The organism is Streptomyces sp. NPDC096040 (assembly GCF_040303265.1).
GTDB lineage: Bacteria > Actinomycetota > Actinomycetes > Streptomycetales > Streptomycetaceae > Streptomyces.
In genome coordinates this window covers 1-25,474 of sequence record NZ_JBEOTA010000007.1, presented here as the reverse complement: position 1 = coordinate 25,474, position 25,474 = coordinate 1, and the positions used below count along the sequence as shown (strand labels likewise).

Genomic DNA, 25,474 nt, shown 5'->3' with positions numbered 1-25,474 from the left:
ATGCGCACGATTGGTGTCGTTCAGCGCACCGACCGGCCGACCGTGGGAGTTTCCGAAGGGCAGACCGTTCAAGAGGCCACTGTGGCAAAGGGAGTCCGCGCATGACCGGAGTACCATCGCCCGACCGACGCCGCTTTCTTACCGCCAGTGCCGCCGTCCTCACGGCCACCGCATCCGCCCAGCTCTGGCTGCCGTCCGCCGCCAAGGCGGCCGAAACCCCGCTGCCCGACGGCGTGTTCAGTCTCGGTATCGCCTCCGGCGACCCGCTCCCCGACGGCATCGTGCTCTGGACCCGGCTCGCCCCCGACCCCCTCGACGGCGGCGGGATGCCCGACGCCGTCGTCCCCGTCGCCTGGGAGATCGCCGAGGACGAGCGGTTCCGCAAGACCGTCCGCCGGGGCACCGCCCACGCCCGGCCCGAGTACGGGCACAGTGTTCACGTGGATGTACGAGGACTGCGTCCCGACCGCTCCTACTGGTACCGCTTCCGCGCCGGCGGCCGGATCTCCCCGACGGGACGCACCCGCACCGCCCCCCACCCGCACGCCAACAGCGGTTCCCTGCGCGTGGCCCTGGCCTCCTGCCAGAACTGGCAGCACGGCTACTTCACCCCGTACGCCGACATGCTCACCCAGGACCCCGACATCGTCCTCTTCGTCGGCGACTACATCTACGAGTCCACGCCGTCCTCGGCCGGCCCGCGCCGCCACGAGGGGACCGGAGAGCCGTACACCCTGGCGCAGTACCGCAACCGCTACGCCCAGTACCGCAGCGATCCCGACCTCGCCGCGATGCACGCGAACGCGCCCTGGGTGGTCACCTTCGACGACCACGAGGTCGACAACGACTGGGCCGGCCAGGTCCCGCAGGACCCCGGCAAACAGTCCCACGACGCGTTCGTCGCCCGGCTGGCCGCCGCCTTCCAGGCCTACTACGAGCACATGCCGGTCCGGGCGACCGCCATCCCCGACGGGCCGCACATCCAGATGTACCGCCGCCTGGAGTTCGGCCGGCTGGCCCGGCTCAACGTCCTCGACACCCGGCAGTTCCGCAGCGACCAGGTCACCAGCCAGACGGCCGCCGAGGACCCCTCGCTCACCATGCTCGGCGCCCGGCAGAAGCAGTGGCTCCTCGACGGACTGCACGACTCACCGGCCCGCTGGAACCTGATCGCCTCGCAGATCATGATGGCCGAGACCGACATCCTGCCCGGCGACGGAAAACTCTGGTACTACGACGCCTGGGACGGCTACCAGGCCGAACGCAACGCCCTGCTGGACGAGTTCGCCTCGATCCGCAACCCCGTCGTCCTCAGCGGCGACCGGCACCTCACGATGATCAGCGACCTGAAGAAGGACTTCGCCGACCCGTCGTCGGACGTGGTCGGCGCCGAGTTCGTCGGCACCTCCATCTCCAGCAACGGCGACCAGGACCAGGCCGCCTTCCACGCCCAGTTCGACCCGCTGAAGCCCGACAACCCGCACTGGAAGGTCATCGACGCCCACCGCGGCTACCACCTCTTCGACATCCGCCGCGACGGCATCGACGCACGTGTGCGGGTCGTCGACACCGTCGTCGAGCCGCAGGCCACCACGAGCACCTTCGCCACCCTGCGCGTCGAGACGGACGAACCGGGCGTACAGGTCGTCTGACGAGCGAGCCGGACGCGCCGACAGCCAAGTCTGTGTAACGGGGGGCCTGGGACTCATCTGTGTCCCAGGCTTCTCTCAGGTGAACCTAAGGTAAACGTCTTACCTTCCGTTAACCATGGAGACGGACTGTACGAGAGGCGAGGCCCCGGTGAACAACGCCCCGATAGGTTCCATGGGTCCCATCGGTCCCCTTGCCGCACTGCCCGCCGGCACCCGCCTGCTGCACATCGGCCCCCACAAGACCGGCACCACGGCCATCCAGGGCGCACTCTTCGCCGCGAAGGACAGGCTGCCCGAGCACGGCGTGGAGTTCCCGGCGAGCACCCGGCACCCCATGGAGGCCGCGCTCGCCGCCTGCGCCCGGCCCGCCATGATGGGCGACACCGTGCCCACCGAGAAGCACTGGACGCGGCTGCTCAAGCAGGTGGAGGCCACCGGATCCCGGACCTCGGTGATCAGCAGCGAGTTCTTCGCCGACGCCCCCGACGACGAGACGGTCGCCCGCATCGTCGAGCAGCTCGGCGGCGACCGCGTCCATGTCCTCGTCACCCTGCGCCCGATCGCCCGGATCATGCCCTCGCAGTGGCAGCAGTACGTGCAGAACGGGCTGCGCATGGGGTACGAGGACTGGCTGGACCACATGCTCCGCAAGGCCCCCTATGAGAAGCCCAACCCCAGCTTCTGGCGCCGGCACCGGCACGACCGGCTGGTCGAACGCTGGATCGGCGCGGTCGGCTCCGACCGGATCACCGTCGTCGTGGTCGACGACCGGGACCGCGACAGCCTGATGCGGACCTTCGAAGCGCTGCTCGGACTGCCCGAAAACCTGCTCCGGCCTGTCCCGGACACGGCGAACCGCTCCCTCACCCTCGCCGAGACCGAAATGCTGCGAAAGCTCAACGTGGAATTCCGCGGCAACGGACTGCCCGCCGAGCTCTACTCCAAGCTCGTCCGCAACGGCGCCGTCATGCATATGAAGAACACGTGCAGCCCCACCGCCGAGGACGTGAAGATCTCCACCCCCGACTGGGCCGTCGAGGCCGCCGGCCGCATCGGCGCCGAGATGGTGGAACGCATCGGCACCATGGGCGTCCGCGTCATCGGCGACCCGACCCTGCTCTCCGCCGTACCCAAGCAACGTGAACCGGCCGGCGGTCCGGCCGCCGGCGAGCCCCGCGTCGCACCGGAGGTCGCCGCCCAGGCACTGTACGGCGCACTCGCCGCGGCGGCCGCGGTACCGGTCCGCCACACCGCCGAGGCGAACGCCCGCACGGTGCACCAGACGTCGTCGAAGGAACTGGTACGGGTCCTGGGGCACCGGTGTCTGAAGAAGCTGCGGCGGCGGTGAGCGGGTCCTGCGAGCGGACGGCTTAGCTGTGCTAAGTCGTCCTAGCCGGATGGCTTAGCTCTGCTGAGACGTGCCGATCGTCACGCACAGCAATCGGAATGCCCTGTGTAGTTACTCACAGCAAATTCACGGAACTTGCCCGGACGTCCGACGGGCGACGCCCGTCACCAGCGATGCAAGGTGCCATCGTCGGCGATGCAAGGTGAATGAAAGGTTGCGGGCACATATGCAGTGGGCGGCACTCACCTTGCACTGCGGTTACCGGAAGTGGGACCATTTCCTGGTTCCCTGATGCCCCAAGGTAGGTCACCTGTGTCCCAGCGCATAGCCAAGCCCCGAACCACCGCAGTCATCCTGGCCGGTGGCACCGGCCAGCGGGTGGGTCTGTCGATCCCCAAGCAGTTGCTGAAGATCGCCGGCAAGGCAGTCATCGAGCACACCCTGACCACCTTCGAGAAGGCCGACTCGATCGACGACGTCATCGTCCTGATGGCGCCGGGCTATGTCGCGGACATCGAGAAGATCGTCGCCAAGGCCGGGTTCACAAAGGTCAAGAAGATCATCGAGGGCGGCAACACACGGAACGAGACCACCGAGCGCGCCATCGAGGCGCTCGGCGAGGGCCTGGCCGAGGGCGAGGACCTCAACGTCCTCTTCCACGACGCCGTACGCCCCCTGCTGTCACGGCGCGTCATCGACGACTGCGTGGCAGCGCTGGAGCGCTACCAGGCCGTCGACGTCGCCATCCCGTCCGCCGACACCATCATCGTGACGCGGACACACGGCGAGGACGGCGAGTTCATCACCGAGATCCCGGACCGCTCCCGGCTGCGCCGCGGCCAGACCCCGCAGGCGTTCAAGCTGTCCACGATCAAGCGGGCCTACGAAGTCGCCGACGGCGACCCCAACTTCCAGGCCACCGACGACTGCACCGTCGTGCTCAAGTACCTGCCGGACGTGCCGATCCACGTCGTCGCCGGCGACGAGTACAACATGAAGGTCACTCAGCCCGTCGACGTCTTCATCGCCGACAAGCTCTTCCAGCTCGGCTCCACGGCCGCGCCCGAGCAGAAGGACGAGGACGCCTACCGCGAGCTGCTCACCGGCAAGACCGCGGTGATCTTCGGCGGTTCCTACGGCATCGGCAAGGACATCGCCGAACTCGCCGAGTCCTACGGTGCGAACGTCTACGCGCTGGGCCGCTCCACCACCGGCACCCACGTCGAGAACCCGGAGGAGGTCGACGACGCGCTCTCCAAGGCGTACGCCGAGACCGGCCGGATCGACTACGTCGTGAACACGGCGGGCGTGCTGCGCATCGGCAAACTCGCCGAGACCGACAACGCCACCATCGAGGAGGCGCTGAAGGTCAACTACCTGGCCCCGGTGCAGATCGCCCGCTCCAGCTACAAGTACCTCGCCGAGACCAAGGGCCAGTTGCTGCTCTACACCTCCAGCAGCTACACCCGCGGCCGCGCCGAGTACAGCCTCTACTCCTCGACCAAGGCCGCCATGGTGAACCTCACCCAGGCCCTGTCCGACGAGTGGGCCGGCGACGCGATCCGCGTCAACTGCGTCAACCCCGAGCGCACCGCCACCCCGATGCGCACCAAGGCGTTCGGCCAGGAGCCGACGGGCTCGCTGCTCTCCTCCGAGGCCGTCGCCCGCACCTCGCTCGACGTGCTGCTGTCCGAACTCACCGGCCATGTCATCGACGTCCGCCAGCAGGACCCGACGGCGGCCGCCGGCCTGGCCTCCGGCTTCGAGCAGGCGCTGGCCAGTGTCCTGGACCGACAGAACGGCGTGGCATAATCGACGTCCATTAGACATCTGTAATTCAGGCCTCTGTGGCTGCGCGTTCGCGGAGCAATCACAGGGGCCTGAACCGTAGAAATCCCCGTTCGACAACCTCTCGGATCGACAACCTCCCAGATTGTCCGCAAGGTCAAATTCAGGCCTTTTTGTCAGCAAAAGGTTCTCCGTGATATCCACCGCTATTCGCGTCGCCCGGGTGGGCAGCGCGGCCGAGCTGGCCGCCGCGGCACTCATGATGCTGGGCTTCCCCGTGCTCATGGTCGCCGCGCTCGTCCCGAGCGTTTACGCCTTCGCGGCCGCGGCCGCCGTCACGTACCTGGCGGACCACTACCTGCACCGCAAGGGCAGCTACCTCGTCAACCGCCTCAGCAAGGTCCGGGCCGGCCTGTCGATCCGCTTCCTGATCCGGCAGCTGCTGCTGATCCTGCTGCTGGCCCGGATGTCGCTCTCGGACGACCTGGTCTTCTACGGTGCGATCGCCTGCTTCATCGCCTTCTACGGCCTGCAGGCCCCGCACGGCGCACTGGTCACCCTGATCCGCAATCGCCGCAGGATGCCGGTCGCCACCCGCAACGTCGACCTGAAGTCCCGCATCCGCATCCCGGACGCCCCGCCGCGCGGCCTGCTCGACCGCTCCGCCGAGAAGATGCTCCACCTGGACCTCTCGGCCGTCGTCGGCCTGCTGGTCTCGGCGATGATGGACAACGCCGTCGCCGGTTCCGTCGGCATCGGGATCACCCTCGCCCTGGGCTGCCTGTACGTGCTGGTGCTGATGCCGTACGTACGCGGCCGCAAGATCCCGCCGGATCACGACACCGTGCTGGCCGCCGTCGACGACTGGCTGGGCCGGTACAAGCCCGAGACCGTCCTGTACTTCTCCGGTTCCAAGGACTCCGCCTACCAGGTCAACATGTGGCTGGAGACCATGGAACAGCTGGAGTCCCGCCCGCTGGTCCTGCTGCGCGAGCGGGTCATCCTGCAGAACCTCGCCCCGACCACGGTCCCCGTCATCTGCGTGCCCGGCGGTGTGCACCTGATGAACCTGGACCTCTCCACGGTCCGCGTCGCCCTCTACGCGGCCAACGTCGGCAAGAACATCCACCTGCTGCGCGTCCCCACCATGAAGCACGTCTTCATCGGCCACGGCGACAGCGACAAGCTCGCCAGCGTCAACCCGTTCAGCAAGGCCTACGACGAGGTGTGGACCGCCGGCCGCGCGGGCCGCGACCGCTACGCCCTTGCCGACGTCGGTGTCCGCGACGAGGACATCGTCGAGGTCGGCCGCCCGCAGCTGGCCCCCATCCAGAGCCGGCCGGATCTTCCCGCCGGCCCTCGCGACGGGGCCGCCGCCGATGGACGCTGTCCCACCGTCCTCTACGCGCCCACCTGGGAGGGCTGGGACGACAACCCCGGCAACACCTCCCTCCTACTCGCCGGCGAGAACATCGTGAAGAAGCTGGTCAAGGCCGACCCGCCGGTCCGCGTCCTCTACAAGCCGCACCCCTTCACCGGCACCGTCAGCGCCGCGGCGGCCGCCGCCCACCGGCGCGTCACCGCCCTCGTCGAGAAGGCCGCCGCCCAGCGAGCCGCCGACGCCCGCTTCACCACCGACACGGCCGCCCAGGCGGCGGCGCGGGCCGAGCTGACCCGTATCGAGTCCCGCCTGGCCGAGCTGACCGGCACCGGCGACGAGAAGCGCGACGAGGCCGAGGCCAGCCGGGACGACGTCGTCGACCTGAAGAAGCACGAGGAGATCGCCCGGCTGCGCGCCGAGTGGAACGACGCCCACTGGCGTTCCTTCCCCGACCACGAGCACCGGGTCATCACCGGCGCCGAACCGCGCCTGTACGACTGCTTCAACGTCTCCGACGCGATGGTCTCCGACATTTCCAGCGTCGTCTCGGACTTCATCGCGAGCGGCAAGCCGTACGCCGTCACCGACTCCGCCGAAGTCGGCGTGGAGGAGTTCAAGCGGGCGAACACCGCTGTACGCGCCGCCGTGATCCTCTCCAACAGCGCCAAGGAACTGGACGCCCTGCTGGACGCCGTACGCGATCCGTCGGCCGATCCGCTGGCCGGGGACCGGGACGAACTCAAGCGGTATCTGCTGGGCCCGGACGAGCCGACCTCCATCGAGCAGTTCAACGCCGCGGTCGCCGCGCTCGCCCGCAAGGCCGAGACCCGCAACCTGGGCCAGGAGGCCCTGATCGCGGCCGGTGACCCCGAGGCGGCCGAACTCGCCGAACTGCTGCCCGGGGACCCGGTGAAGGCCGCCGGCGAGGCCGAAGGCACCATCACCGGCTGACCGCTCGCACAACCACGCCGAGGGGCTGGGTCCCGGAAGAACTTCCGGGACCCAGCCCCTCGGCCGCGCCCCCGCACTCTCGTCTTCTTAACTTTGCTTAGCCATTCGCACCGCTTCTTCTTACCAGCGCTTCGCGGTCTCCGGTGAGCAGCTCTTACCTCACGTCCGTACTCTCTCGACGTAACCCGCTGTACACCGCACGGCTGGCCGTTCGTCATGTGAGATGGGCCACGGGAAGCTCTCCCTGAGGCAACCGGTTGTGCCGACCGGCCATCTAAAGCGTTGAGATCGAGGCGACGCAGGGGGAACGCACCATTGACTAGGGGGAAACGTGACCGTCGTTGCGCAGCCTGATGTGACTGTGATCATCGGGGCGTACGAAGCGATGCCGTATCTCGTCGAATGCCTGGCCTCCGTGGAGCGCCAGACCCTCGACCCGGCACGCCTGGAGGTCATCGCGGTCGACGACGGGTCGACCGACGGCACGGGGGAGTACCTGGAGGAGTTCGCGGCCCGCGCCACCATGCCGGTGACCGTGATCCGGCAGGAGAACTCGGGCGGCCCCAGCGGCCCCCGCAACGTCGGCCTCGCCAAGGCCACCGGCCGGTACGTGTTCTTCCTGGACGCCGACGACCGTCTCGGCCCCGAAGCCCTCGCGCGCATGGTCGCCATGGCCGACAAGAACAACACGGACGTCGTCCTCGGCAAGGTCGAGGGGATCAACCGCACACCCCCGCGGTCCATGTGGGGCAGAACGCTAGAACGTACCGACGTCTTCTCCTCCAACATCAAGTTCACGCTCAGCGCGCAGAAACTGTTCCGCCGCGCTTTTCTCGAACAGCACGACATGCGTTTCGACGAGTCCCTGTGGACCGGCGAGGACGCGCTGTTCACCATGGAGGCCTATCTGCGCGCTGACGGTGTCTCCGTGGTCGCCGACTACCCCTGCTACTACCTGGTCGGTCGCGAGGACGGCAAACACGTCACCAGGAGCGGCAGCTACACCCTCCGTTTCGACTCGGCACGCGCCCTGATGAACCTGATCGCAGACATGGTCCCGGCCGGACCGCGTCGCGACACGCTCATGGTCCGGCCGTTCCTGGTCACCCTGCTCCCGCAGTTCGGTCCCAAGTTCCTCAAGGACAGCGACGAAGTACGCCGGAACAAATTGGAGCTGGCGAAGCCGCTCGTCGACGCCCACTGGAATCCGGAAATCGCCCGCCGCCTCAGGGTCCACGAACGGCTGCGACTTCACCTGGTCGCCGTACAGCGCCCCGACCTCCTGCTGGACGTCGTCGAGTTCGTGCGCGCCAAGAAACAGGCCGGGGCCGTCCTGGAGAAGCGCGGCACCCGTGTCTACCTCGCCTACCCGCACTTCCGCTCCAGGACGGCCGGCGTCCCCGACTGGATCTACCTCGCCGAACCCCGAGAGGCTCGCGCGGTCGAGGGCTACCGCGAAGACGCGGCCAACACCTTCCTGCGGCGCGCCCTGCGCAAGCTCCGCAGGTCGCTGCCGGCACGGGAAGTCAAAGCGGTGGCGGCCTGACCGGGCGCGCGGCGCCCGGCCGACCGGGCTCTACCGGGACCTACTGGCCCGCCCTCAGCGCCCGCCGGATCGGCCTGCCAACGGCCCGCCGGGCCCGCCGATAGACCGAGGCCGGCGGCACGGCGGCCGCCTTGGCGCGGGCCCCCGCGCGTGCCAGTTCTCTCTGCAACCTGGCGTTGTCCAGCGACAGTTCGTCGATACGGCTGTGCAGCCAGCCGAACCGCGAGGTGAGCGAGGCGAGGTCCGCCTCGTTCCAGGGGCGGATGCCCGCCGGGAACTCCAGCGCGCGCATCCGCTCCTCGAAGGCCGCACCGCCGTCGCCGTGCGTGAAGGTGTTCTCCAGACCGTTCCTGTCGAGGAACCCGGTGAACCGCTCGAAGCGCTCCCGGTGGCCGCCGACCAGCCCGCCGAAGTCGGCCTCCGCGTAAAGCTTCGCCGGGTCCGCCGCATCGGGGTCCCTGACCGCCCGGTCCAGCCGCAGATGCGGTATCTCGAAGTAACGGCACAGCTCCAGCGTCCGCGAGTCACCGCACAGCACGGTGGCCGGCGTGCCGGCGAGCAGCGCCGCGATGTTGCCGTGGATGCGTGAACCGAAGGAGAAGTCGAAAGAGCGCAGATCGTCGATCCAGGTGACCGGGTCGACGTAGACCCGCACCTTGTCCTCGCGGAACATCGGGTGGTCAGGGTGGGTCGGCATCGCGGCCACCGCAGCGTTCGGGTCCGACAGGTCCCGCCAGTGCAACTGCCGTGCGTCACTGAGGTTCTGGCCGACGAACCGCAGATACGGGTAGCGCTCGTGGGTGCGCGTGATGATCCGGTCCAGGCCCTGTGCGAGTACGGCGCTGTGCGAGCCGTTGATCGCGATCCGCGAATCCGGTGTCAACTCCAGTGCCTTCTTGTGCACCGGGAGCCGGTCGCCGTACAGGAACAGCGAAGGACAGCCGATGACCTCGACGTCCTTGAAGCCCATGTTTCTCAGGTACTGCTCGGTGAACTCGCCCCGCACGCCGATCGACGCGCTGCGCTCCAGCACCGCCGCGCAGAACTCCCGCACGGTGGGCTCGATGCGCTTCAGCCGGTCCGGGTTGTAGCCGACCCCGGTCTGCGCACCGACGCCGAGCACGACGACCGGGATTCTCAACTTGGAGATCAGCCGCGTCATCCGCTTCAACGCGCTCTCGAAGGACGGGCGGAAGGCGTTGGCGAGCGGGATGACGAAGGCGTCGTACTCGTCGTTGATGCGCGCGGCGGCGGAGACGTCGGAGGGCATGCCGTTCGAGACGACCTCGGTGTCCGGGGTCCCGAGAATCTTGTGCGCGGCATCGCTGAAGATCAGGTTGCCCGAATTGGTGGCGATGACGTCCCGGTGCAGGGCCTCCTCGACGGTGACGACGTCGTAGGGACTCTTTCCCGACCGGAGGAGGATGCGCTTCACGCTGCGATCTTTAGATGACACAAACTTCAAATTAACTTTAAGTTCGTTTCGATTTCCATAGACAGTCAACACAACCTTTTTGCCATGTGCGGTCCGTCACCACGGGATCACGCCACGCCTCCAGCGGTACCCGTCCGCCGCTGCGTCCGTCGCCGTGTCCGGAGGCTGGACGGGCGGCCGGACGCCCGTCCCGTTCGCGTAGATTGCTGCCACGCGCAAGGAAGTGGGGACAGGACGTGGCAAGGGCAAGGCAGGCCGTGATCGAGGCCCGCAGGATCGTCGTCAAGGTGGGTTCCTCCTCGCTGACCACCGCCTCCGGCGGCCTGGACGCCGACCGGGTCGACGCGCTCGTCGACGTCCTCGCCAAGAGCCGCAGCGGGGGAGAGAAGGAAGTCGTCCTCGTCTCCTCGGGAGCGATCGCCGCCGGACTCGCCCCGCTCGGCCTGCGCCGCCGCCCCAGGGACCTGGCCCGCCAGCAGGCGGCCGCCAGCGTCGGCCAGGGCCTGCTCGTCGCCCGCTACACCGCCTCCTTCGCCCGCTACGGCGTCCGCGTCGGCCAAGTCCTGCTCACCTCCGACGACATGAGTCGCCGCGCCCACCACCGCAACGCCTCCCGCACCCTCGGCAAACTCCTCGCGATGGGCGCCCTGCCGGTCGTCAACGAGAACGACACCGTCGCCACCGACGAGATCCGCTTCGGCGACAACGACCGCCTCGCCGCCCTCGTCGCCCACCTCGTCCACGCCGACCTCCTGGTCCTCCTCTCCGACGTCGACGGCGTCTACGACGGCGACCCCAGCAAGCCCGGCACCTCACGGATAGCGGAAGTGAAGAGCCCGGAGGACCTCGCCGGCGTCGAGATCGGCAGCGCCGGGAAGGCCGGCGTCGGCACCGGCGGAATGGTCACCAAGGTGGAGGCCGCCCGGATCGCCGCCGCCGCGGGCATCGCGGTCGTCCTCACCAGCGCCGTGCACGCCGCGGACGCGCTCTCCGGAGGCGACACCGGCACCTACTTCCACCCCACCGGCAAACGGTCCGCAGACCGCCTCCTGTGGCTTCAGCACGCCTCCACCCCGCAGGGCTCGCTCACCCTGGACGACGGCGCCGTCCGTGCCGTCGTCCAGGGCCGCAAGTCGCTGCTGCCCGCCGGCATCGCCGCCGTCGAGGGCGAGTTCGTCGCGGGCGACCCGGTCGAGCTGCGCGACACCGAAGGGCGCGCGGTCGCCCGCGGGCTCGTCAGCTTCGACGCCAAGGAGATCCCCCAGCTGCTCGGGCGTTCGACCAGGGAGCTGGCGCGCGAGCTGGGCCAGGCGTACGAACGCGAGGTCGTACACAGGGACGACCTGGTGATCCTGCACCCGTAAAACGGGCCGTAACGACGGACCCGGTGGGGGACGTTCCGTAAAACCGCCACACGAACCCTTGCGGCCTGCTCAACTTTGTCTCAGGGACACGTTGTTCCGCACGAGCACAGCTGAAGGAGGCCGTCGTGAGACGAGTGCGCCCTGGGGCTGCGGCGTCCCGCGGTGCTCTGACGAGCGTCGCGGCCGGGGACACCTACGAGGAGCCGAAGGACCTGCCCCGCCTGTGGCACGTCACCCTCAGCGTCTGCGGTGCCGAGGTCCCCCTGCCGGAACTGCGCCGCGGACTCGAACAACTGGCTCACGACCATCCGTTCCTCCTCACCAGCCGCTACGCCTGCGACCATGCGGAGATCCGCTACTGGGAAGAGGCCCGCGACCTCCACGACGCCGCGGCCGTCGCGCTGCGCCTGTGGGGCGAGCACCGCCAGACCGCCGGCCTGCCGGCCTGGGAGATCGTCGGCCTGGAGGTCATCGACCGGGCCACCTACCACCAGCGGATCGCCGAGGGCTACGGTCCGCCACCGGCGACACCGGTCGGTATCCACCCGTTCTGACGGTGACCGCTATTGCCCCCTTTTGATCCCGTCTCGCGGTATGGGATGACACATGAACGGGAGGTCGGCGCGCACTACCCTTCCCCCATGACCACGCTCTCGCCGTACGACGCCATGTCCCCGGTCACCCAGGCCGCCTACCGTGCCAAGGCCGCCGCCGCCGACCTCGCGCCGCTGCCGCGTGCCGTGAAGGACGACGCGCTGCTCGCCATCGCGGACGCCCTGGAGGTCCGTGCGAGCGAGATCGTCGAGGCCAATGCCAAGGACGTCGCCAAGGCCCGCGAGAACGGCACCAGCGAGGCCGTCGTCGACCGCCTCACCCTCACCCCCGAACGGGTCCGTGCCATCGCCTCCGACGTCCGGGACGTCGCGAAGCTGCCCGACCCGGTCGGCGAGGTCGTCCGCGGCTCCACCCTCCCCAACGGCATCGACCTGCGCCAGGTCCGCGTCCCCCTCGGTGTCGTCGGCATCATCTACGAGGCCCGCCCCAACGTCACCGTCGACGCGGCCGCCCTCTGCCTGAAGTCCGGCAACGCCGTCCTGCTGCGCGGCTCCGCCTCCGCCTACGAGTCCAACACCGCCCTCGTCCGCGTCCTGCGCGACGCCGTCGGTGGGGCCGGGCTGCCCGCCGACGCCGTCCAGCTGGTGCCGGGGGAGGGCCGTGAGTCCGTCCACGAGCTGATGCGCGCCCGCGGCCTCGTCGACGTCCTCATCCCGCGCGGTGGCGCCTCCCTCATCCAGACCGTCGTCATGGAGTCCAAGGTCCCCGTCATCGAGACCGGCACCGGCAACTGCCACGTCTACGTCGACGCCCACGCCGACATCGACATGGCGATCGACATCCTGATCAACTCCAAGGCGCAGCGGGTCAGCGTCTGCAACGCCGCCGAGACCCTCCTCGTCCACCAGGACATCGCCGCCGAATTCCTGCCGCGGGCCCTGGACGCCCTCGCCGAGGCCGGCGTCACCGTCCACGCCGACGAACGCGTGCTGGCCTGTGCCAAGGGCTCCAAGGCGACCGTCGTCGAGGCCGTCCCGGAGGACTGGGAGACCGAGTACCTGTCGTACGACATCGCCGCCGCCGTCGTCGACTCCCTCGACAGGGCTGTCGAGCACATCCGGCTGTGGACCTCCGGGCACACCGAGGCGATCGTGACCACCTCCCAGCAGGCCGCCCGCCGCTTCACCCAGCTGGTCGACTCCACCACCGTCGCTGTGAACGCCTCCACCCGTTTCACCGACGGCGGCCAGTTCGGCTTCGGCGCCGAGATCGGCATCTCCACCCAGAAGCTGCACGCCCGCGGCCCCATGGGCCTGCCGGAGCTGACCAGCACCAAGTACATCGTCACCGGCGACGGCCACATCCGCCGCTGACACCCGTACGGCCCAACCGCTCCCACCCGACGGCGTGCGGGCACACGGAAGGGCGTGCGGGGGCCCGCACGGGCGTGAGAGGTGTCTCACCGGGCCTATGAATTTCCATACCGTCTGCCCAAATTGACCCCCCAGGTCTACTCTGGATCCGTGCCGGAGGACGTGGGGGGCACGCCGTTCCCTGACGGCTGGGAGCCCGACGACGACCATGACCGCGGGATGTCGGACGAAGAGTTCGACTCCGTGGTCTTCGACGAGGCCTTCGTGAAGGCGGCCGTGATCCACGAGCCGACCGCGGTCGAACGCCTCCTTGCCGCCGCACAGGCCAGAGCCGAGGCCTCCGAGGCCGAGGCCCGCCGTGCCCACGCCAGGGGCGAGCGCTACGACGACGTCTTCGGCCCCGACGGCCCCGATTACGGCCACAGTGCCGACCTCGACGACCTGGACGATCCCGACGTTCTCGACGACCGGTACGGCGCCGCGGGGACGTACGGCAAGCACGTCCGCTGGCACCGTCCCGTCGCCTGGCTGCTCGCTCTCGTCATGGGCATCGGCATGGTCGCGCTGGCTTTCGCGGCGGTCTATCGCGGCGCCTCCGGAGGCAGCCGCGACCAGGTGCCCAGGCCTCCTTCCACCGGCCTGGAGCAGGGCACCGCGGCGGCACCCTCCGTGTCCGCCGACTATTCCCAGCCGGCACAGCCCGCCCAGTCGGCGGTCTCCGCGGTCCCGCGCACCCCCTGAGCGGCGATTGCCCGTCCTGGTGAGAACCTGTCAGAAGTTGTCGTGTAGCAGGGCGTTTACCTGAGGCTTCCGAGACCTACTCTGAGAGTATGGGCGGGCCTGTGGACCCACCCGAGGGGACACCCGAGGGCGGCCCCGTGGGTGGAGAGGACGAGTACCGATCCGTCGTCTTCGACGAATCGTTCGTCCGCGCTGCCCGCCTCCAGGAGTCCTCCGCGCGCGAACGCATGGCCGACCACGCGCCCGCAGTACGCCGCCGCCCGCCGCTGCGCCGGGGCCTCACCCGGCAGGCCCTGGTCCTCGTCCTGCTGATCCTCGTCGCCTTCGGCACCGCGATCTACATGGGCGTCCGCCATCCCTACGGCACACAGGAGGCCCAGCAGCCCGCCGAGCCCCTGCGGATGACCGTCATCCCGCTCGCCCCGCAGGGCAAGGTGCCCGGCGCCGCCGACGCCGAGGCCCTGTTCGCGCACAGCCCCGCCGCGCAGTACGGGGTCGGCGCCGAGGGGATACCGCTGCCGCCGGCGCGTAGCACCGCGCACTTCTCCGACAGCCAGGTCGTCACCGCCCTGACCACGGCCAAGGACTACATCGTCCGCTCCGCGCTCTACCCCGAGGTCCTCGACAGCAGTGAGGTGCGGCCCCCGCGGGTGCTGCTCGACCCCGGGCAGCTCGACCAGTTCGACCAGAGCGTCGACCACCCCACGGCGGACGGCCGGCACGCGCCCACCGGATGGCTGATCCGCTTCGACCCCACCCGCGCCGAACTCGCCGACCCGAGGATCCGGGTCCAGGGCAGCCTGCAGGCCACCGAGAGCGACGCGGCCACCCTGGAGGTCACCGCCGACCACACCCTCGTCTACGCGCTGCGGCCCACCGGCGCCCAGGCCGGCTCCCAGGTCTCCCTCTTCACCGTGCGCCGCGAGCTGACCTTCCGCTTCGACCGGGACGACCTGCGCCTGCACCAGACCCAGCTGGTCGTCTCTTACGTGCAGGCCGGCCCCCTGTCCTGCGCCGAGGACTCCGCCAACCACCTGCATCCGCTGCTGGCAGGTGAGACGGCCAGGGCGGGCGGCCCGGCGGGCACGAACCCGTACGCCACGGACAGCGCCACCGCCCTGTGCGGAACGCTGGCCACCGGGGCCGAACCGAAGGTCTGACGAGCCCTCGCTACTTCTCGTCCCACGGGGGAGCGTCCTGGGCGGGACCGTCCTGGGCGGGACCGTCCTGCGAAGCGTCCTGCGACGGTGTGTCCTTCGCGGAAGCGCCCCTCGGCGGCGGCGCGCTCGTGAACCCCTCGAAGCCGCGCCTGACCCGGCCGCCCAGACCGCCGGCCCCGCCCGCGATGTCCGTGACCAGCTTCATCAGCGGGTCCTTGGAGCTCTTCACATCGCTCGCGTAGCTCGCCGCCGACTCCTTGAACGAGTCGCTGACCGACGTGTCCTTGTCCCCGTCGCGCCGCGCATAGTGACCGTCCATGATCCGCTGGTAGTCGCGGGACTCCGCCCACTTCTTCAACTCGGCGGCGCGGACCGTCGTGAAGGGGTGCGAGCGCGGCAGCACGTTCAGGATCTTCAGCACCGAGTCGCGCAGATCGCCCCCGGCCTCGTACTCCTCGGCCTGCTGCAGGAACGCGTCCACGTTCATCTCGTGCAGATGGTTGCCGCCCGCGATCTTCATCAGCCCGCGCATCGAAGCCCGCAGATCCTGCCCCACCAGCAGCCCCGCCCGGTCGGCGGACAGCTCCGACTTGCGGAACCACTCCCGCAGCGCCGTCACGATCGCCATGACCGCGAGATTGCCCAGCGGGATCCAGGCGACGCGCAGCGCCAGGTTCGTCAGGAACAGCAGGATCGTCCGGTACACCGAGTGCCCGGACAGCGCGTGCCCCACCTCGTGCCCGACGACCGCCCGCATCTCCTCCTCGTCGAGCAACTCGACGAGGCCGGTGGTGACGACGATGATCGGCTCGTCCAGGCCGATGCACATCGCGTTGGGCTGCGGATCCTGGTTGACGTACATCGGCGGGACCTTCTCCAGGTCCAGGATGTAACAGGCGTCCCGCAGCATGTCGTTCAGGTGTGCGAACTGCTGGTCCGACACCCGGACCGAGTCGGACAGGAACAGCAGTCTCAGGCTCCGCTCCGGAAGCAGCCCGCTGAGCGCCTTGAAGACCGTGTCGAAGCCGCTCAGCCTGCGCAGCGCCACCAGGGCCGAACGGTCGGCCGGATGCTCGTACGCGCGCGAGGAGATCCCCGGGAACCGCCGGCGCTGCCTGCTCGGCACCCGCTCGCGCCCGTTCTGCTCGTGGCCGTCGTCGGACATGTCATCCCCCATGTGCGTGAGTGTGCCCACTGGTGCCCCCGAAGCAGGGCCCAGCCTAGGCGGAGATACCGTGGACGGGCAGTACAGCCGAAGGAGTGCCTCATGGAGCACAACCCCCAAGCCGCCTGGCTGACCCAGGCCGCGAGCGCCGCCCAGCAACACGGCTCGGGCAACCTGCTCCGGGTCGTTCTGATCGTCATGTTCCTGGGCTGCGCGCTGACCGCCTGGTTCCTGCTGCGCGGGTACAGACAGAAGGACGACTGAGCCGCCGGGATCGTTCCCCGCCCCGTGCGACCGCTGGGTCGGCCCGGAGGAGTTCTTGTGGCCGGGGAGTGGGCCCAACGGAGGAGTCGGCGTGATCGCCGCCGGGCCGCCCGCATACGATGAGCCGACGTCTTTATCCCGTCCACACGCGATAGGTCCTGCCGCAGATGATGAATCTTCACAGCGCCGCTGCCCAGTTGGTCACCCTCGCCGCCGAGGGCGAGGGGCACGGCGGCAACCACAACAGCCTCAACCCGCTCGTCACCGGCGGCAGCGCGTTCATCATCCTGCTGCTCCTGCTGTGGATCACCACCCGTTTCAACCGCGACCGCTGAGCCGGCGGCCGAGCCCGGCAGCCGTCCTCCGGGCGGGGCCCACGGGCCGGGCCGGTAGGGTCTGCACGCATGGGAGAGCAGGACATGCCTACCGGTCCGGCGAATGACGCGGCCGATGCCGCCGAGGACACGGTGACGACCCCGCGGTACACATCGGCGGGCCCCGCGCACACCGGCAAACGCCGCCTCGGCGTCATGGGCGGAACGTTCGACCCGATCCACCACGGGCACCTCGTGGCGGCCAGCGAGGTCGCCGCCCAGTTCCACCTCGACGAGGTGGTGTTCGTGCCCACCGGGCAGCCGTGGCAGAAGACCCACCGCAAGGTCTCACCGGCCGAGGACCGTTATCTGATGACGGTGATCGCGACCGCGGAGAACCCGCAGTTCTCCGTCAGCCGTATCGACATCGACCGCGGCGGACCCACCTACACCGTCGACACTCTGCGCGACCTGCGCGCCCTCAACCCCGACGCCGATCTCTTCTTCATCACCGGCGCCGACGCCCTCGGCCAGATCCTCACCTGGCGCGACTCGGTGGAACTCTTCTCTCTCGCCCACTTCATCGGCTGCACCCGGCCAGGCCACCAGCTGACCGACCGCGGTCTCCCGGAGGGCGGCGTCTCGCTGGTGGAGGTTCCCGCACTCGCCATCTCCTCCACAGACTGCCGTGCGAGAGTCGCCAAGAGCGACCCCATCTGGTACATGGTGCCGGACGGAGTCGTGCGCTACATCGACAAGCGCGAGCTGTACCGCGGCGAGTGAGCCGAGAGGGGCACCGGTGAACGACCGATACGACGCGGGCTACGGAAGCGACCAGTACGAACTCGTCGGCTACGACGAGTACGGGCAGCCGGTGTACCGCCAGATCCCGTCGCAACCACAGCAGACGTACGACCCCTACGCCGCCGGACAGGGCTACGGGTACGACCCGTACGCCGGAGGCGGCCAGCAGGGCGGCGCGCCGTCCTACGACACCGGACGGCAGGGTCCGCCGTCGTACGACACCGGGCAGCAGGCCCCCGTCCACGACACCGGGCAGCAGCCGGCCACGCCCGCCTACGACCCGTACGGCACCGGCGGCCGGCCCGCCTACGACCCCTACGGACAGGCCGCCACCAGCGGCCGGCAGCCACGGGTCGCCGAGCAGACCGCGTACATCCCCCAGCAGGCCGGACCCGTCGAGGAACCCGCCGGTCCCCGGCCTGCCGAGGGCGAACGGGACTACCACACCGAGCAGTTCGCGTTCGTCGAGGATCCGGACGGTGACTCCGAGGACGTCATCGACTGGCTGAACTTCACCGAGAACCGAACCGAGCGCCGCGAAGAGGCCAAGCGCCGCGCCCGCAGCCGCATGATCGCCCTGGTCGTCGTCCTCGCCCTGGTCGCCGTCGGCGGCGCCGGCTACCTCTGGTACGCCGGAAAGCTCCCCGGCCTGTCCTCCGCCGCCTCCAAGGGCGGTACGACGACATCCGCGGCCGCCCAGAAACGCGACGTGGTCGTCGTCCACCTGCACAACACCAGCGGCGGCGGCACCTCGACCGCGCTGCTCGTCGACAACGCCACCACCAAGCAGGGCACCACCGTCCTGCTGCCCAACTCACTCGCCATGACCGACGACGACGGCACCACCACGACCCTCGCCAAGTCCGTCGCCGACGACGGCTCCTCCGGGACCCGCGACCAGCTCGACACCGTCCTCGGCACCAACATCGAGGGCACCTGGCGCCTCGACACCCCCTATCTGCAGAACCTCGTCGAACTCGTCGGCAACATCGACATCGACACCAACGCCGACGTCCCCGACCCGGACGCCAAGAAGAAGGGCGAGGCGCCCCTGGTCCACAAGGGCAAGGACCAGACCCTCAGCGGCAAGGCCGCCGTCGCCTACGCCACCTACCGCGCCGCGGGCGAGGCCCAGAACGCCCAGCTGGAGCGGTTCGGGCAGGTCATGCAGGGTGTGCTGCGCAAGATGTCCTCCGACTCCTCGGCCGCCACGGTCACTGTGCAGACCCTTGCACAGATCCTCGACCCCTCTCTGACCGACAAGGACCTCGGAACCTTCCTCGCCAAGCTCGCCGACCTCGCCAAGGGCGGCGACTACAAGACCGCCCTGCTGCCCGTGCAGAGCGACGGCACCCTCAGCGCCAAGACCAGCTCCAGCGTGGTCAAGGACATCCTCGGCGGCACCGCCAAGAGCCCCTCCGCGGACTCCGCGATCCGCGTCTCCGTCCAGAACGCCACCGGCGCCAAGGACAACACCGACAAGGCGCGCGTGGTCCTCGTCAACGGCGGCTACACCTTCCTGGAAGGCGGAACGGCCTCCGGCACCCAGGCCACCTCCAAGGTGCTGTACTCCGACGCCGCCGACAAGGACAACGCCACCGAGGTCGCCAAGACCCTCGGCCTCGGCACCGGCGCCGTGGCCAAGGGCACCGTCGGCTCCGGCGCCGACGTCTCGGTCGTCCTCGGCCAGGACTACAAGCAGTCCTCCTCCTGAGCGGCCACCCCGCCGCACCCCGCGTGACCCGGGAATCACGTGGGGTGCGCCCGGCGGTCCGTGAGACCCTTGAGGTCAAACGACCGCCGACGGAAAGCCACGTAGTGACCGCCACCGACCGTTCCCTCGAGCTCATCACCGCCGCCGCCCAGGCAGCCGCCGACAAGCTCGCCCACGACGTCCTCGCCTACGACGTCAGCGACGTCCTGTCGATCACGGACGCCTTCCTGCTGGCCTCCGCGCCCAACGACCGTCAGGTCAAGTCGATCGTCGACGAGATCGAGGAACGACTCCAGAAGGAACTCGGCGTCAAGCCGGTGCGCCGCGAGGGCGACCGCGAGTCCCGCTGGATCCTGCTCGACTACGTCGACATCGTCGTCCATGTCCAGCACAGCGAGGACCGCGTCTTCTACGCCCTGGAACGGCTGTGGAAGGACTGCCCCGAGATCGAGCTGCCCGCCGACGCCAAGGCCACCCGCGGCAAGGCCGAGGAGCACGCCAAGCTGCAGGCCGCGGAGGACGCCGAGCCGGGCGGGGAGTGGTGATGAGCGCCACAGGCGAGGTGACCGACCGCAAGGGCCGCGGCCGCCGCATCATCCTGTGGCGGCACGGCCAGACCTCCTGGAACGTCGAACGCCGCTTCCAGGGCTCCACCGACGTCGAGCTCACCCAGACCGGCATCGGCCAGGCCCGCCGCGCGGCCCGCCTGCTCGCCTCCCTGGGCCCCGACGCGATCGTCTCCTCCGACCTGAGGCGGGCCGCCGACACGGCCACCCAGCTCGCCGACCTCACCGGCCTCGACGTGATCCGCGACGAGGCGCTGCGCGAGACCTACGCGGGCGTGTGGCAGGGCCTCACCCACGAGGAGATCATCGCCCGCCACGGCGACGAGTACGCCGCCTGGAAGCGTGGCGAGCCGGTCCGCCGCGGCGGCGGCGAACTGGAGACCGAGGTCGCCGACCGGGCCGCCCCCGTCGTGCTCCGGCACGCCGAGAAACTGCCCGAGGACGGCACCCTCGTGGTCGTCAGCCACGGCGGGACCATCCGCACCACCATCGGCCGCCTCCTCGGTCTGGACTCCCAGCACTGGGAGAGCCTCGGCGGTCTCACCAACTGCTGCTGGTCCGTGCTCGGCGAAGGCGCCCGCGGCTGGCGGCTCCTGGAACACAACGCGGGCACCCTCCCGGAGCCCGTCCTCGGCGACGACGACTGAGCGCCCCTCTCGGCCGCCGCCCGAGGATCCTCCGGCCGCGCCGCCCTCAGCGGGACCCGGATTTCACTTTCCGGCAGGTCGCAGGCTAAAGTTCTTCTTGTTCGCCCCGCCGAGCGGAAAGACGGGAAGAACGCAAGGGGCTATAGCTCAGTTGGTAGAGCGCCTGCATGGCATGCAGGAGGTCAGGAGTTCAATTCTCCTTAGCTCCACAGATCGACACTCCACTCACTGTCGAGTTGTCAATGATCGATGATGGGAATCCCGTCCTCTCAGAGGGCGGGATTCTTCGTATTCCATTCCTGGACGATCTCGGCGGCCTCCTCGTCCGTCACCGGCCACAGCCGCTGCCGGCGCCCGCGCAGCAACGCGACCTTCTCCCGCGTCTGTTCGTTCTCCGGGGTGTAGACCACGATCCGGGACTCCGGCAGCCCGTCGATCGACAGCGACTGCGAGGTCATGCGCAGCTCTCCCACCGCCTCATGACGGAACGTCTTCACCCGCGGCCCCGGCTGCGTCACCTCGCCGCTCGCCCACAACCGGGCGAAATACGGGCTAGCCTGCGACAGCGCGCGTATGAAGTCCTCCCAGGCCGGCTCACCGACATGTCTGCCATAGCAGGAGCGCAGGGTCGCCACCATCAACGGCAGTTCACGCTCCCGGTGCACCACCGGGCTGGCCTCCTCGGAGACCGTGAACAGCGTCCACAGCACATTCGGCACACCGATCCGGACCGTCTCCGGTATCAGGAACAGGTCCCGGTAGGCGGCGTTGGTCGCCAGCACGTCATAGCGCGAGGTGTAGACGACCGCGGGCAGCGGGTCCAGCGCGTCGATGATGCCCTGCACCTCCACGCCCACCGACCGGGACAGCCCCTCGGGCGCCGCCGCGAACGGCACCTCCGCCAGCCGGTACAGATGCTCCCGCTCCGGCGGATCCAGCATCAGCGTCCGCGCCACCGCGTCCAGCACCTGCGGCGACGCGTTGATCGGCCGACCCTGCTCCAGCCATGTGTACCAGGTCACCCCTACGCCCGAGAGCTGGGCGACCTCCTCCCGGCGCAGACCCGGAGTGCGCCGCCGCAGTCCCGGCGGCATCCCCACATCGGCCGGTGTCACCCGGGCCCGCCTGCCGCGCAGGAACGCGGCCAGTTCCGGCCTGCGGTGGTGTGCTGTCGTCCCCATCGTCACGTCCCCCGTCTTCACGTCTCCATCGTGGGCGCCGCACCCGCCCCCTGCCAGGTGCTGCCAGTACCAGCACCGGCGGGCTCTCGGCACCCGTACCGGCCCCTCGCCACGCTCGGACGCATGACGACCACACCCCGGACGGGACCAGGTCCCGCACTCGCTCCGAGCCCTGCGAAAAGTGAAGCACCCGGCACTGACAACCGGCCCCGGCTGCTCCTCGCGGTCGTCCTCGCGGCCCTGTTCATGGCCGTGCTGGACGTCTTCATCGTGAACGTCGCCGCCCCCACCATCGGTTCCGAACTCCAAGCCTCCGGCTCCGACTTGCAACTGGTCGTCGCCGGCTACGCCATCACCTACTCCGTGCTGCTGATCACCGGCGCCCGCCTCGGCGACCGGCTCGGCCACGGCCGGGTGCACCTGGCCGGGCTCGCACTGTTCACGGCGGCCTCGCTGGCCTGCGGCCTGGCCCAGGGGGTCACCGAGCTGATCGTGTTCCGGCTGGTGCAGGGGGCCGGGTCGGCGGTGATGATCCCGCAGGTCCTCAGCATCATCCAGCGCACCTTCACCGGCGAGGCCCGCATCCGGGCACTCGGCGCCTACTCGGCGGTCCTCGCGGTCGGCGCCGCGGCCGGCCAGATCATCGGAGGCGTCCTGGTCAGCGCGGACCTGTTCGGCACCGGCTGGCGGCCGGTGTTCCTCGTCAACGTGCCGGTCGGCGCCGTACTCCTCGTCCTCGGCAGGCTCATCCTGCCGACGGGTGCCCGATCCGGTCCTGAGCGGGCGCGCGGCCTCGACCTTCCGGGCCTGGTCCTGCTGGGGGCCGCCGTGTCGCTGCTGACGGTTCCGCTGGTGCTCGGCCAGGAGGAGGACTGGCCGCTGTGGTCCTGGCTGTCCCTGGCGGCAGCCGTGCTCCTGTTCGCGCTGTTCTGCGGCTACGAGTCCAGGCTCGCCCGGCGCGGCGGTGCCCCGCTCGTCGCACCGAGGGTGCTGCGCCACCCCGGCATGCGCGTGGCCGTCTTCCGCATCCTCGCCGTCATGGCCGTCAACGCCGGATTCCTCTTCACCCTCACCCTGCACGTCCAGCGCGGCCTCGACTACGGCGCACTGCGCGCCGGCCTCACCTTCGCGCCGACCGCCGTCGTCTTCGGCGCCGTCGCGCTGACCTGGCGCAGGTGGCCCGCCTCCTGGCAGCGGCTGCTGACCCCGGCCGGGTTCGCGCTGACCGCGCTGTCCGTCGCCTGCGTCGGGCTGGCCTTCCGCGGCGGCGGCGACGGGGGCGCGCAGCTCTATGCGGCGTACGCCGGCGTGGGCGCGGGGCTCGCGCTCGCCTTCAGTCCGACACTCACCGGGGCACTCGCAACCGTGCGCCCCGAGGACGCGGCGGACGCCAGCGGCCTCCTGGCGACCGTCACCCAGCTCGGTCAGCTCATAGGCGTCGCCGCATTAGGCACACTGTTCTTGAACCGGCTTGAGTCACTTGGGGCGCCACGGGCGTATACCTCTGCGGAGGCGCTTTCAGCCTGCGCATGGGCGCTCGCCGCGACGGCGGCCGCGGGTGCCGTGTCCGGACTGGTACTGAGGCGTCGCTGACCGTATTGGTCCGGCCGTGGCAGAATCAAACGGCCGGAAGGGGGCGCGGCCCGACGGGAGGGAGTAGCGATGCCTGCGAGCATCCTTGAGGAGGGCGGCCACCTCCTCGGTGCGGCGTTGATACGGGATACGATCACCCGGCTGCTCTGCCCTTCCTGCGGTTCCGCACATGTGGCCCAAGTGCTGGGTGACAACGGCGGGATCTCCTACGTGTGCACGGCCTGCGGCCACAGCTGGAGCTGATCGATGGGTGCACACAGGCGGAAGTGCGACTGGTGCGGAAGCGGCACCCCGATCGTCCGCGACATGGAGCCGATCAACCCCGACTACCAGTACTGGTGCGAGGAATGCGCTCGGGCGCTGATCATAAAAGGCGACCCGATCGAGACCTACCGTGAGCTGGAGGGCGAGCCGATCTACGGCCGTCTTCTCGAGGAGCACTGCACGCTCAAGCGGTTCTACTCGTTCGTCACGGCCTGAGCGCTGCCCGGCTTCGGCAACGATGTCCGGGCGAGCGCCAGGAACAGCAGCCCGGTGACCGCGTAGAGCGCCGACAGCGTCAAGTCGACGACGTTCTGGTGCAGTTCGGGCCGTCCGTGCCGGTGCGGCACCCACCAAAGGGCGTACGAGCAGAAGACCAGCAGCGTGCCGGCGGCCGCCGGCCGGTGCCCCCGCGTCCACAGCAGCAGCACCACGGGCACGCACCACACCCAGTGATGCGACCAGGACACCGGGCTGATCAGCAACGCGGTCACCGCGCACCCGGCCACCGCCCAGCCCCGCCGGCCGCGCAGCTCCGCCGCGACCGCCACCGCGAGCCCCAGGACGGCCGTCAGTGCCGCAGCGGCGGTCCAGAGCGCCCCGGGCTCGGGAGTGTGCAGCAACCGCGCCAGAACGCCGCGCAGGGCCTGATTCGCGGTCTCCTCGGCACGCCCCACCCGCCCCGTGCGGAACACCATCCCGGTCCAGAACCGCCACGAGTCGTACGGCAGGACGGCCGCCGCCAGCAGGGTCGCCCCCGCGAAGGCGGCAGCCGCACCGCGCGCGTGCCGCAGCCACGGCCCCCCGTCCCGGCCCACGCGGCGCGCCATCAGGCCCGTGACGAGCAGGAACACCGCGAACAGGGCCGGCGTCAGCTTGACCGCGGTCGCCAGCCCGATGCCCACCCCCGCCCAGCGGCCCGGACGTTCGGCGGGAGGCCGTGACAGATCCCACAGGACCAGCACGGCCAGCAGCAGATTGACCTGCCCGTAGCGCAAAGTCGTCCACACCGGCTCGCACCACACCGCCGCCGCCGCGACCCACAGGACGCCCTCCACGCGCGCGTGCCCGACGAGCCGGAGCGAAAGCGCCACGAACACCACCAGAAGAACGAGGTTCCCGGCAGTCGCCAGCGTCCGCATGGTCGTGACGTCGGGCAGCGTCAGCGGGATGAACAGCAGCGCCGCGAACGGCGGGTAGGTGGACGGCAGATGAGCGGCCGTCGTACGCAGTGCGTAGAGGTCACCGCCCGCGAGGACCGTCGCCCCCTCTGCCCGGTAGACCATCAGGTCGATCATCGACACATGCGCGGCCCGCTGTGCCACCCAGAACGCCGCGAACGACAAGAGGCACGCCCCCAGGGCAGCCGACACCCTGCGCCGGGTCTCGGAGAACGCGATCACGGTCACGAAGTCCGACACTAGCGTCCGTATCCGCACAGAACGGAAACGATTTGGTGGTGCACCCCGTCGACCGTGTAATGTTGGCGTCGCCGCCAGGGAGACCGGGCGGTGCGAAACGCGGGGCTATAGCTCAGTTGGTAGAGCGCCTGCATGGCATGCAGGAGGTCAGGAGTTCAATTCTCCTTAGCTCCACAGAAGTCGAAGGCGGACCATCCGAATGGATGGTGCGCCGGGCCGCGTGGGGGGGAAAAAAATGGCACCACCGGCA

23 protein-coding genes and 2 tRNA genes are annotated in these 25,474 nt (G+C 69.7%); 21 read left to right on the top strand and 4 right to left on the bottom strand.

The window, feature by feature from the left end:
* The first annotated feature begins 101 nt into the window (after positions 1–101).
* From ABTY98_RS10700 to ABTY98_RS10680, 5 genes are all read left to right on the top strand, one after another.
* Positions 102–1,652: an alkaline phosphatase D family protein gene (locus tag ABTY98_RS10700; protein WP_352220520.1), complete on the top strand. Its 1,551-nt coding sequence runs from the start codon at positions 102–104 to the stop codon at positions 1,650–1,652.
* A gap of 115 nt (positions 1,653–1,767) precedes the next feature.
* Positions 1,768–3,000 (top strand): hypothetical protein, encoded by a 1,233-nt coding sequence (locus ABTY98_RS10695; protein ID WP_352220519.1) that lies wholly within the window; start codon positions 1,768–1,770, stop codon positions 2,998–3,000.
* Between the two features lie 312 nt (positions 3,001–3,312).
* Entirely contained in the window at positions 3,313–4,812 is a 1,500-nt protein-coding gene (locus ABTY98_RS10690) for a D-ribitol-5-phosphate cytidylyltransferase (RefSeq protein WP_352220518.1), read from the top strand.
* Between the two features lie 199 nt (positions 4,813–5,011).
* On the top strand, positions 5,012–7,120 hold the full coding sequence (locus tag ABTY98_RS10685) for a hypothetical protein (RefSeq protein WP_352220771.1): 2,109 nt from the start codon (positions 5,012–5,014) through the stop codon (positions 7,118–7,120).
* 385 nt (positions 7,121–7,505) lie between these two features.
* On the top strand, positions 7,506–8,666 hold the full coding sequence (locus ABTY98_RS10680; RefSeq protein WP_352220770.1) for a glycosyltransferase family 2 protein: 1,161 nt from the start codon (positions 7,506–7,508) through the stop codon (positions 8,664–8,666).
* Between the two features lie 40 nt (positions 8,667–8,706).
* On the opposite strand, the gene ABTY98_RS10675 is transcribed toward ABTY98_RS10680, so the two are convergent.
* Complete coding sequence (locus ABTY98_RS10675) at positions 8,707–10,101, bottom strand: polysaccharide pyruvyl transferase family protein (RefSeq protein ID WP_352220517.1); 1,395 nt, start codon at positions 10,099–10,101, stop codon at positions 8,707–8,709.
* A gap of 257 nt (positions 10,102–10,358) precedes the next feature.
* Here ABTY98_RS10675 and proB point away from each other — a divergent pair, with 257 nt between their 5' ends.
* The 5 genes from proB (at position 10,359) to ABTY98_RS10650 (ending at position 15,294) form a co-directional block, all read left to right on the top strand.
* Positions 10,359–11,465, top strand: a complete 1,107-nt coding sequence (gene proB, locus ABTY98_RS10670) for a glutamate 5-kinase (protein ID WP_352220769.1) — start codon at positions 10,359–10,361, stop codon at positions 11,463–11,465.
* A gap of 125 nt (positions 11,466–11,590) precedes the next feature.
* Entirely contained in the window at positions 11,591–12,019 is a 429-nt protein-coding gene (locus ABTY98_RS10665; protein ID WP_046733220.1) for a DUF8830 family protein, read from the top strand.
* An 87-nt stretch (positions 12,020–12,106) separates the two neighbouring features.
* Complete coding sequence (locus tag ABTY98_RS10660; RefSeq protein ID WP_352220516.1) at positions 12,107–13,393, top strand: glutamate-5-semialdehyde dehydrogenase; 1,287 nt, start codon at positions 12,107–12,109, stop codon at positions 13,391–13,393.
* A gap of 150 nt (positions 13,394–13,543) precedes the next feature.
* Positions 13,544–14,134 (top strand): SCO2584 family spore wall biosynthesis protein, encoded by a 591-nt coding sequence (locus ABTY98_RS10655; protein WP_352220515.1) that lies wholly within the window; start codon positions 13,544–13,546, stop codon positions 14,132–14,134.
* Between the two features lie 89 nt (positions 14,135–14,223).
* The gene (locus tag ABTY98_RS10650; RefSeq protein ID WP_352220514.1) at positions 14,224–15,294 is read left to right on the top strand and encodes an SCO2583 family membrane protein; all 1,071 of its coding nucleotides are present in this window, start codon (positions 14,224–14,226) and stop codon (positions 15,292–15,294) included.
* Between the two features lie 10 nt (positions 15,295–15,304).
* Here ABTY98_RS10650 and ABTY98_RS10645 read toward each other — a convergent pair whose 3' ends face one another.
* Positions 15,305–16,459 (bottom strand): M48 family metallopeptidase, encoded by a 1,155-nt coding sequence (locus ABTY98_RS10645; protein WP_352220768.1) that lies wholly within the window; start codon positions 16,457–16,459, stop codon positions 15,305–15,307.
* Positions 16,460–16,561: 102 nt separating this feature from the next.
* Here ABTY98_RS10645 and ABTY98_RS10640 point away from each other — a divergent pair, with 102 nt between their 5' ends.
* From ABTY98_RS10640 to ABTY98_RS10610, 7 genes are all read left to right on the top strand, one after another.
* A complete protein-coding gene (locus ABTY98_RS10640; RefSeq protein WP_352220513.1) occupies positions 16,562–16,723 on the top strand; it encodes a hypothetical protein in 162 nt (53 codons plus the stop codon).
* Positions 16,724–16,890: 167 nt separating this feature from the next.
* Positions 16,891–17,058 carry a hypothetical protein gene (locus ABTY98_RS10635; RefSeq protein WP_352220786.1) on the top strand — a complete coding sequence of 56 codons (168 nt, stop codon included), beginning with the start codon at positions 16,891–16,893 and terminating at the stop codon, positions 17,056–17,058.
* A 69-nt stretch (positions 17,059–17,127) separates the two neighbouring features.
* Positions 17,128–17,820 (top strand): nicotinate-nucleotide adenylyltransferase, encoded by a 693-nt coding sequence (gene nadD, locus ABTY98_RS10630; protein WP_352220512.1) that lies wholly within the window; start codon positions 17,128–17,130, stop codon positions 17,818–17,820.
* 16 nt (positions 17,821–17,836) lie between these two features.
* Positions 17,837–19,555 (top strand): LCP family protein, encoded by a 1,719-nt coding sequence (locus tag ABTY98_RS10625; RefSeq protein ID WP_352220511.1) that lies wholly within the window; start codon positions 17,837–17,839, stop codon positions 19,553–19,555.
* A gap of 104 nt (positions 19,556–19,659) precedes the next feature.
* Positions 19,660–20,100: a ribosome silencing factor gene (gene rsfS, locus ABTY98_RS10620; RefSeq protein ID WP_352220510.1), complete on the top strand. Its 441-nt coding sequence runs from the start codon at positions 19,660–19,662 to the stop codon at positions 20,098–20,100.
* Positions 20,100–20,768, top strand: coding sequence for a histidine phosphatase family protein (locus ABTY98_RS10615; RefSeq protein WP_352220509.1), 669 nt, complete (start codon positions 20,100–20,102; stop codon positions 20,766–20,768). The genes rsfS and ABTY98_RS10615 overlap by 1 nt, the downstream gene beginning before the upstream one ends.
* A 136-nt stretch (positions 20,769–20,904) precedes the next feature.
* Positions 20,905–20,977: transfer RNA gene (locus tag ABTY98_RS10610), tRNA-Ala, on the top strand.
* Between the two features lie 60 nt (positions 20,978–21,037).
* Here ABTY98_RS10610 and ABTY98_RS10605 read toward each other — a convergent pair.
* Positions 21,038–21,949 carry a helix-turn-helix transcriptional regulator gene (locus ABTY98_RS10605; RefSeq protein WP_352220767.1) on the bottom strand — a complete coding sequence of 304 codons (912 nt, stop codon included), beginning with the start codon at positions 21,947–21,949 and terminating at the stop codon, positions 21,038–21,040.
* A 123-nt stretch (positions 21,950–22,072) separates the two neighbouring features.
* Here ABTY98_RS10605 and ABTY98_RS10600 point away from each other — a divergent pair, with 123 nt between their 5' ends.
* The 3 genes from ABTY98_RS10600 to ABTY98_RS10590 all read left to right on the top strand — a co-directional run bounded on the left by ABTY98_RS10600 (position 22,073) and on the right by ABTY98_RS10590 (position 24,022).
* A complete protein-coding gene (locus ABTY98_RS10600) occupies positions 22,073–23,542 on the top strand; it encodes an MFS transporter (protein ID WP_352220508.1) in 1,470 nt (489 codons plus the stop codon).
* 69 nt (positions 23,543–23,611) lie between these two features.
* A complete protein-coding gene (locus tag ABTY98_RS10595) occupies positions 23,612–23,785 on the top strand; it encodes a hypothetical protein (RefSeq protein WP_107408581.1) in 174 nt (57 codons plus the stop codon).
* Between the two features lie 3 nt (positions 23,786–23,788).
* Positions 23,789–24,022, top strand: a complete 234-nt coding sequence (locus ABTY98_RS10590; RefSeq protein WP_006136074.1) for a hypothetical protein — start codon at positions 23,789–23,791, stop codon at positions 24,020–24,022.
* Here ABTY98_RS10590 and ABTY98_RS10585 read toward each other — a convergent pair.
* Positions 24,001–25,212, bottom strand: coding sequence for a glycosyltransferase 87 family protein (locus tag ABTY98_RS10585; protein WP_352220507.1), 1,212 nt, complete (start codon positions 25,210–25,212; stop codon positions 24,001–24,003). The genes ABTY98_RS10590 and ABTY98_RS10585 overlap by 22 nt on opposite strands.
* Positions 25,213–25,325: 113 nt before the next feature.
* On the opposite strand from ABTY98_RS10585, the gene ABTY98_RS10580 reads away from it, so the two are divergent.
* Positions 25,326–25,398, top strand: a tRNA-Ala gene (locus ABTY98_RS10580).
* Positions 25,399–25,474 lie beyond the last annotated feature (76 nt).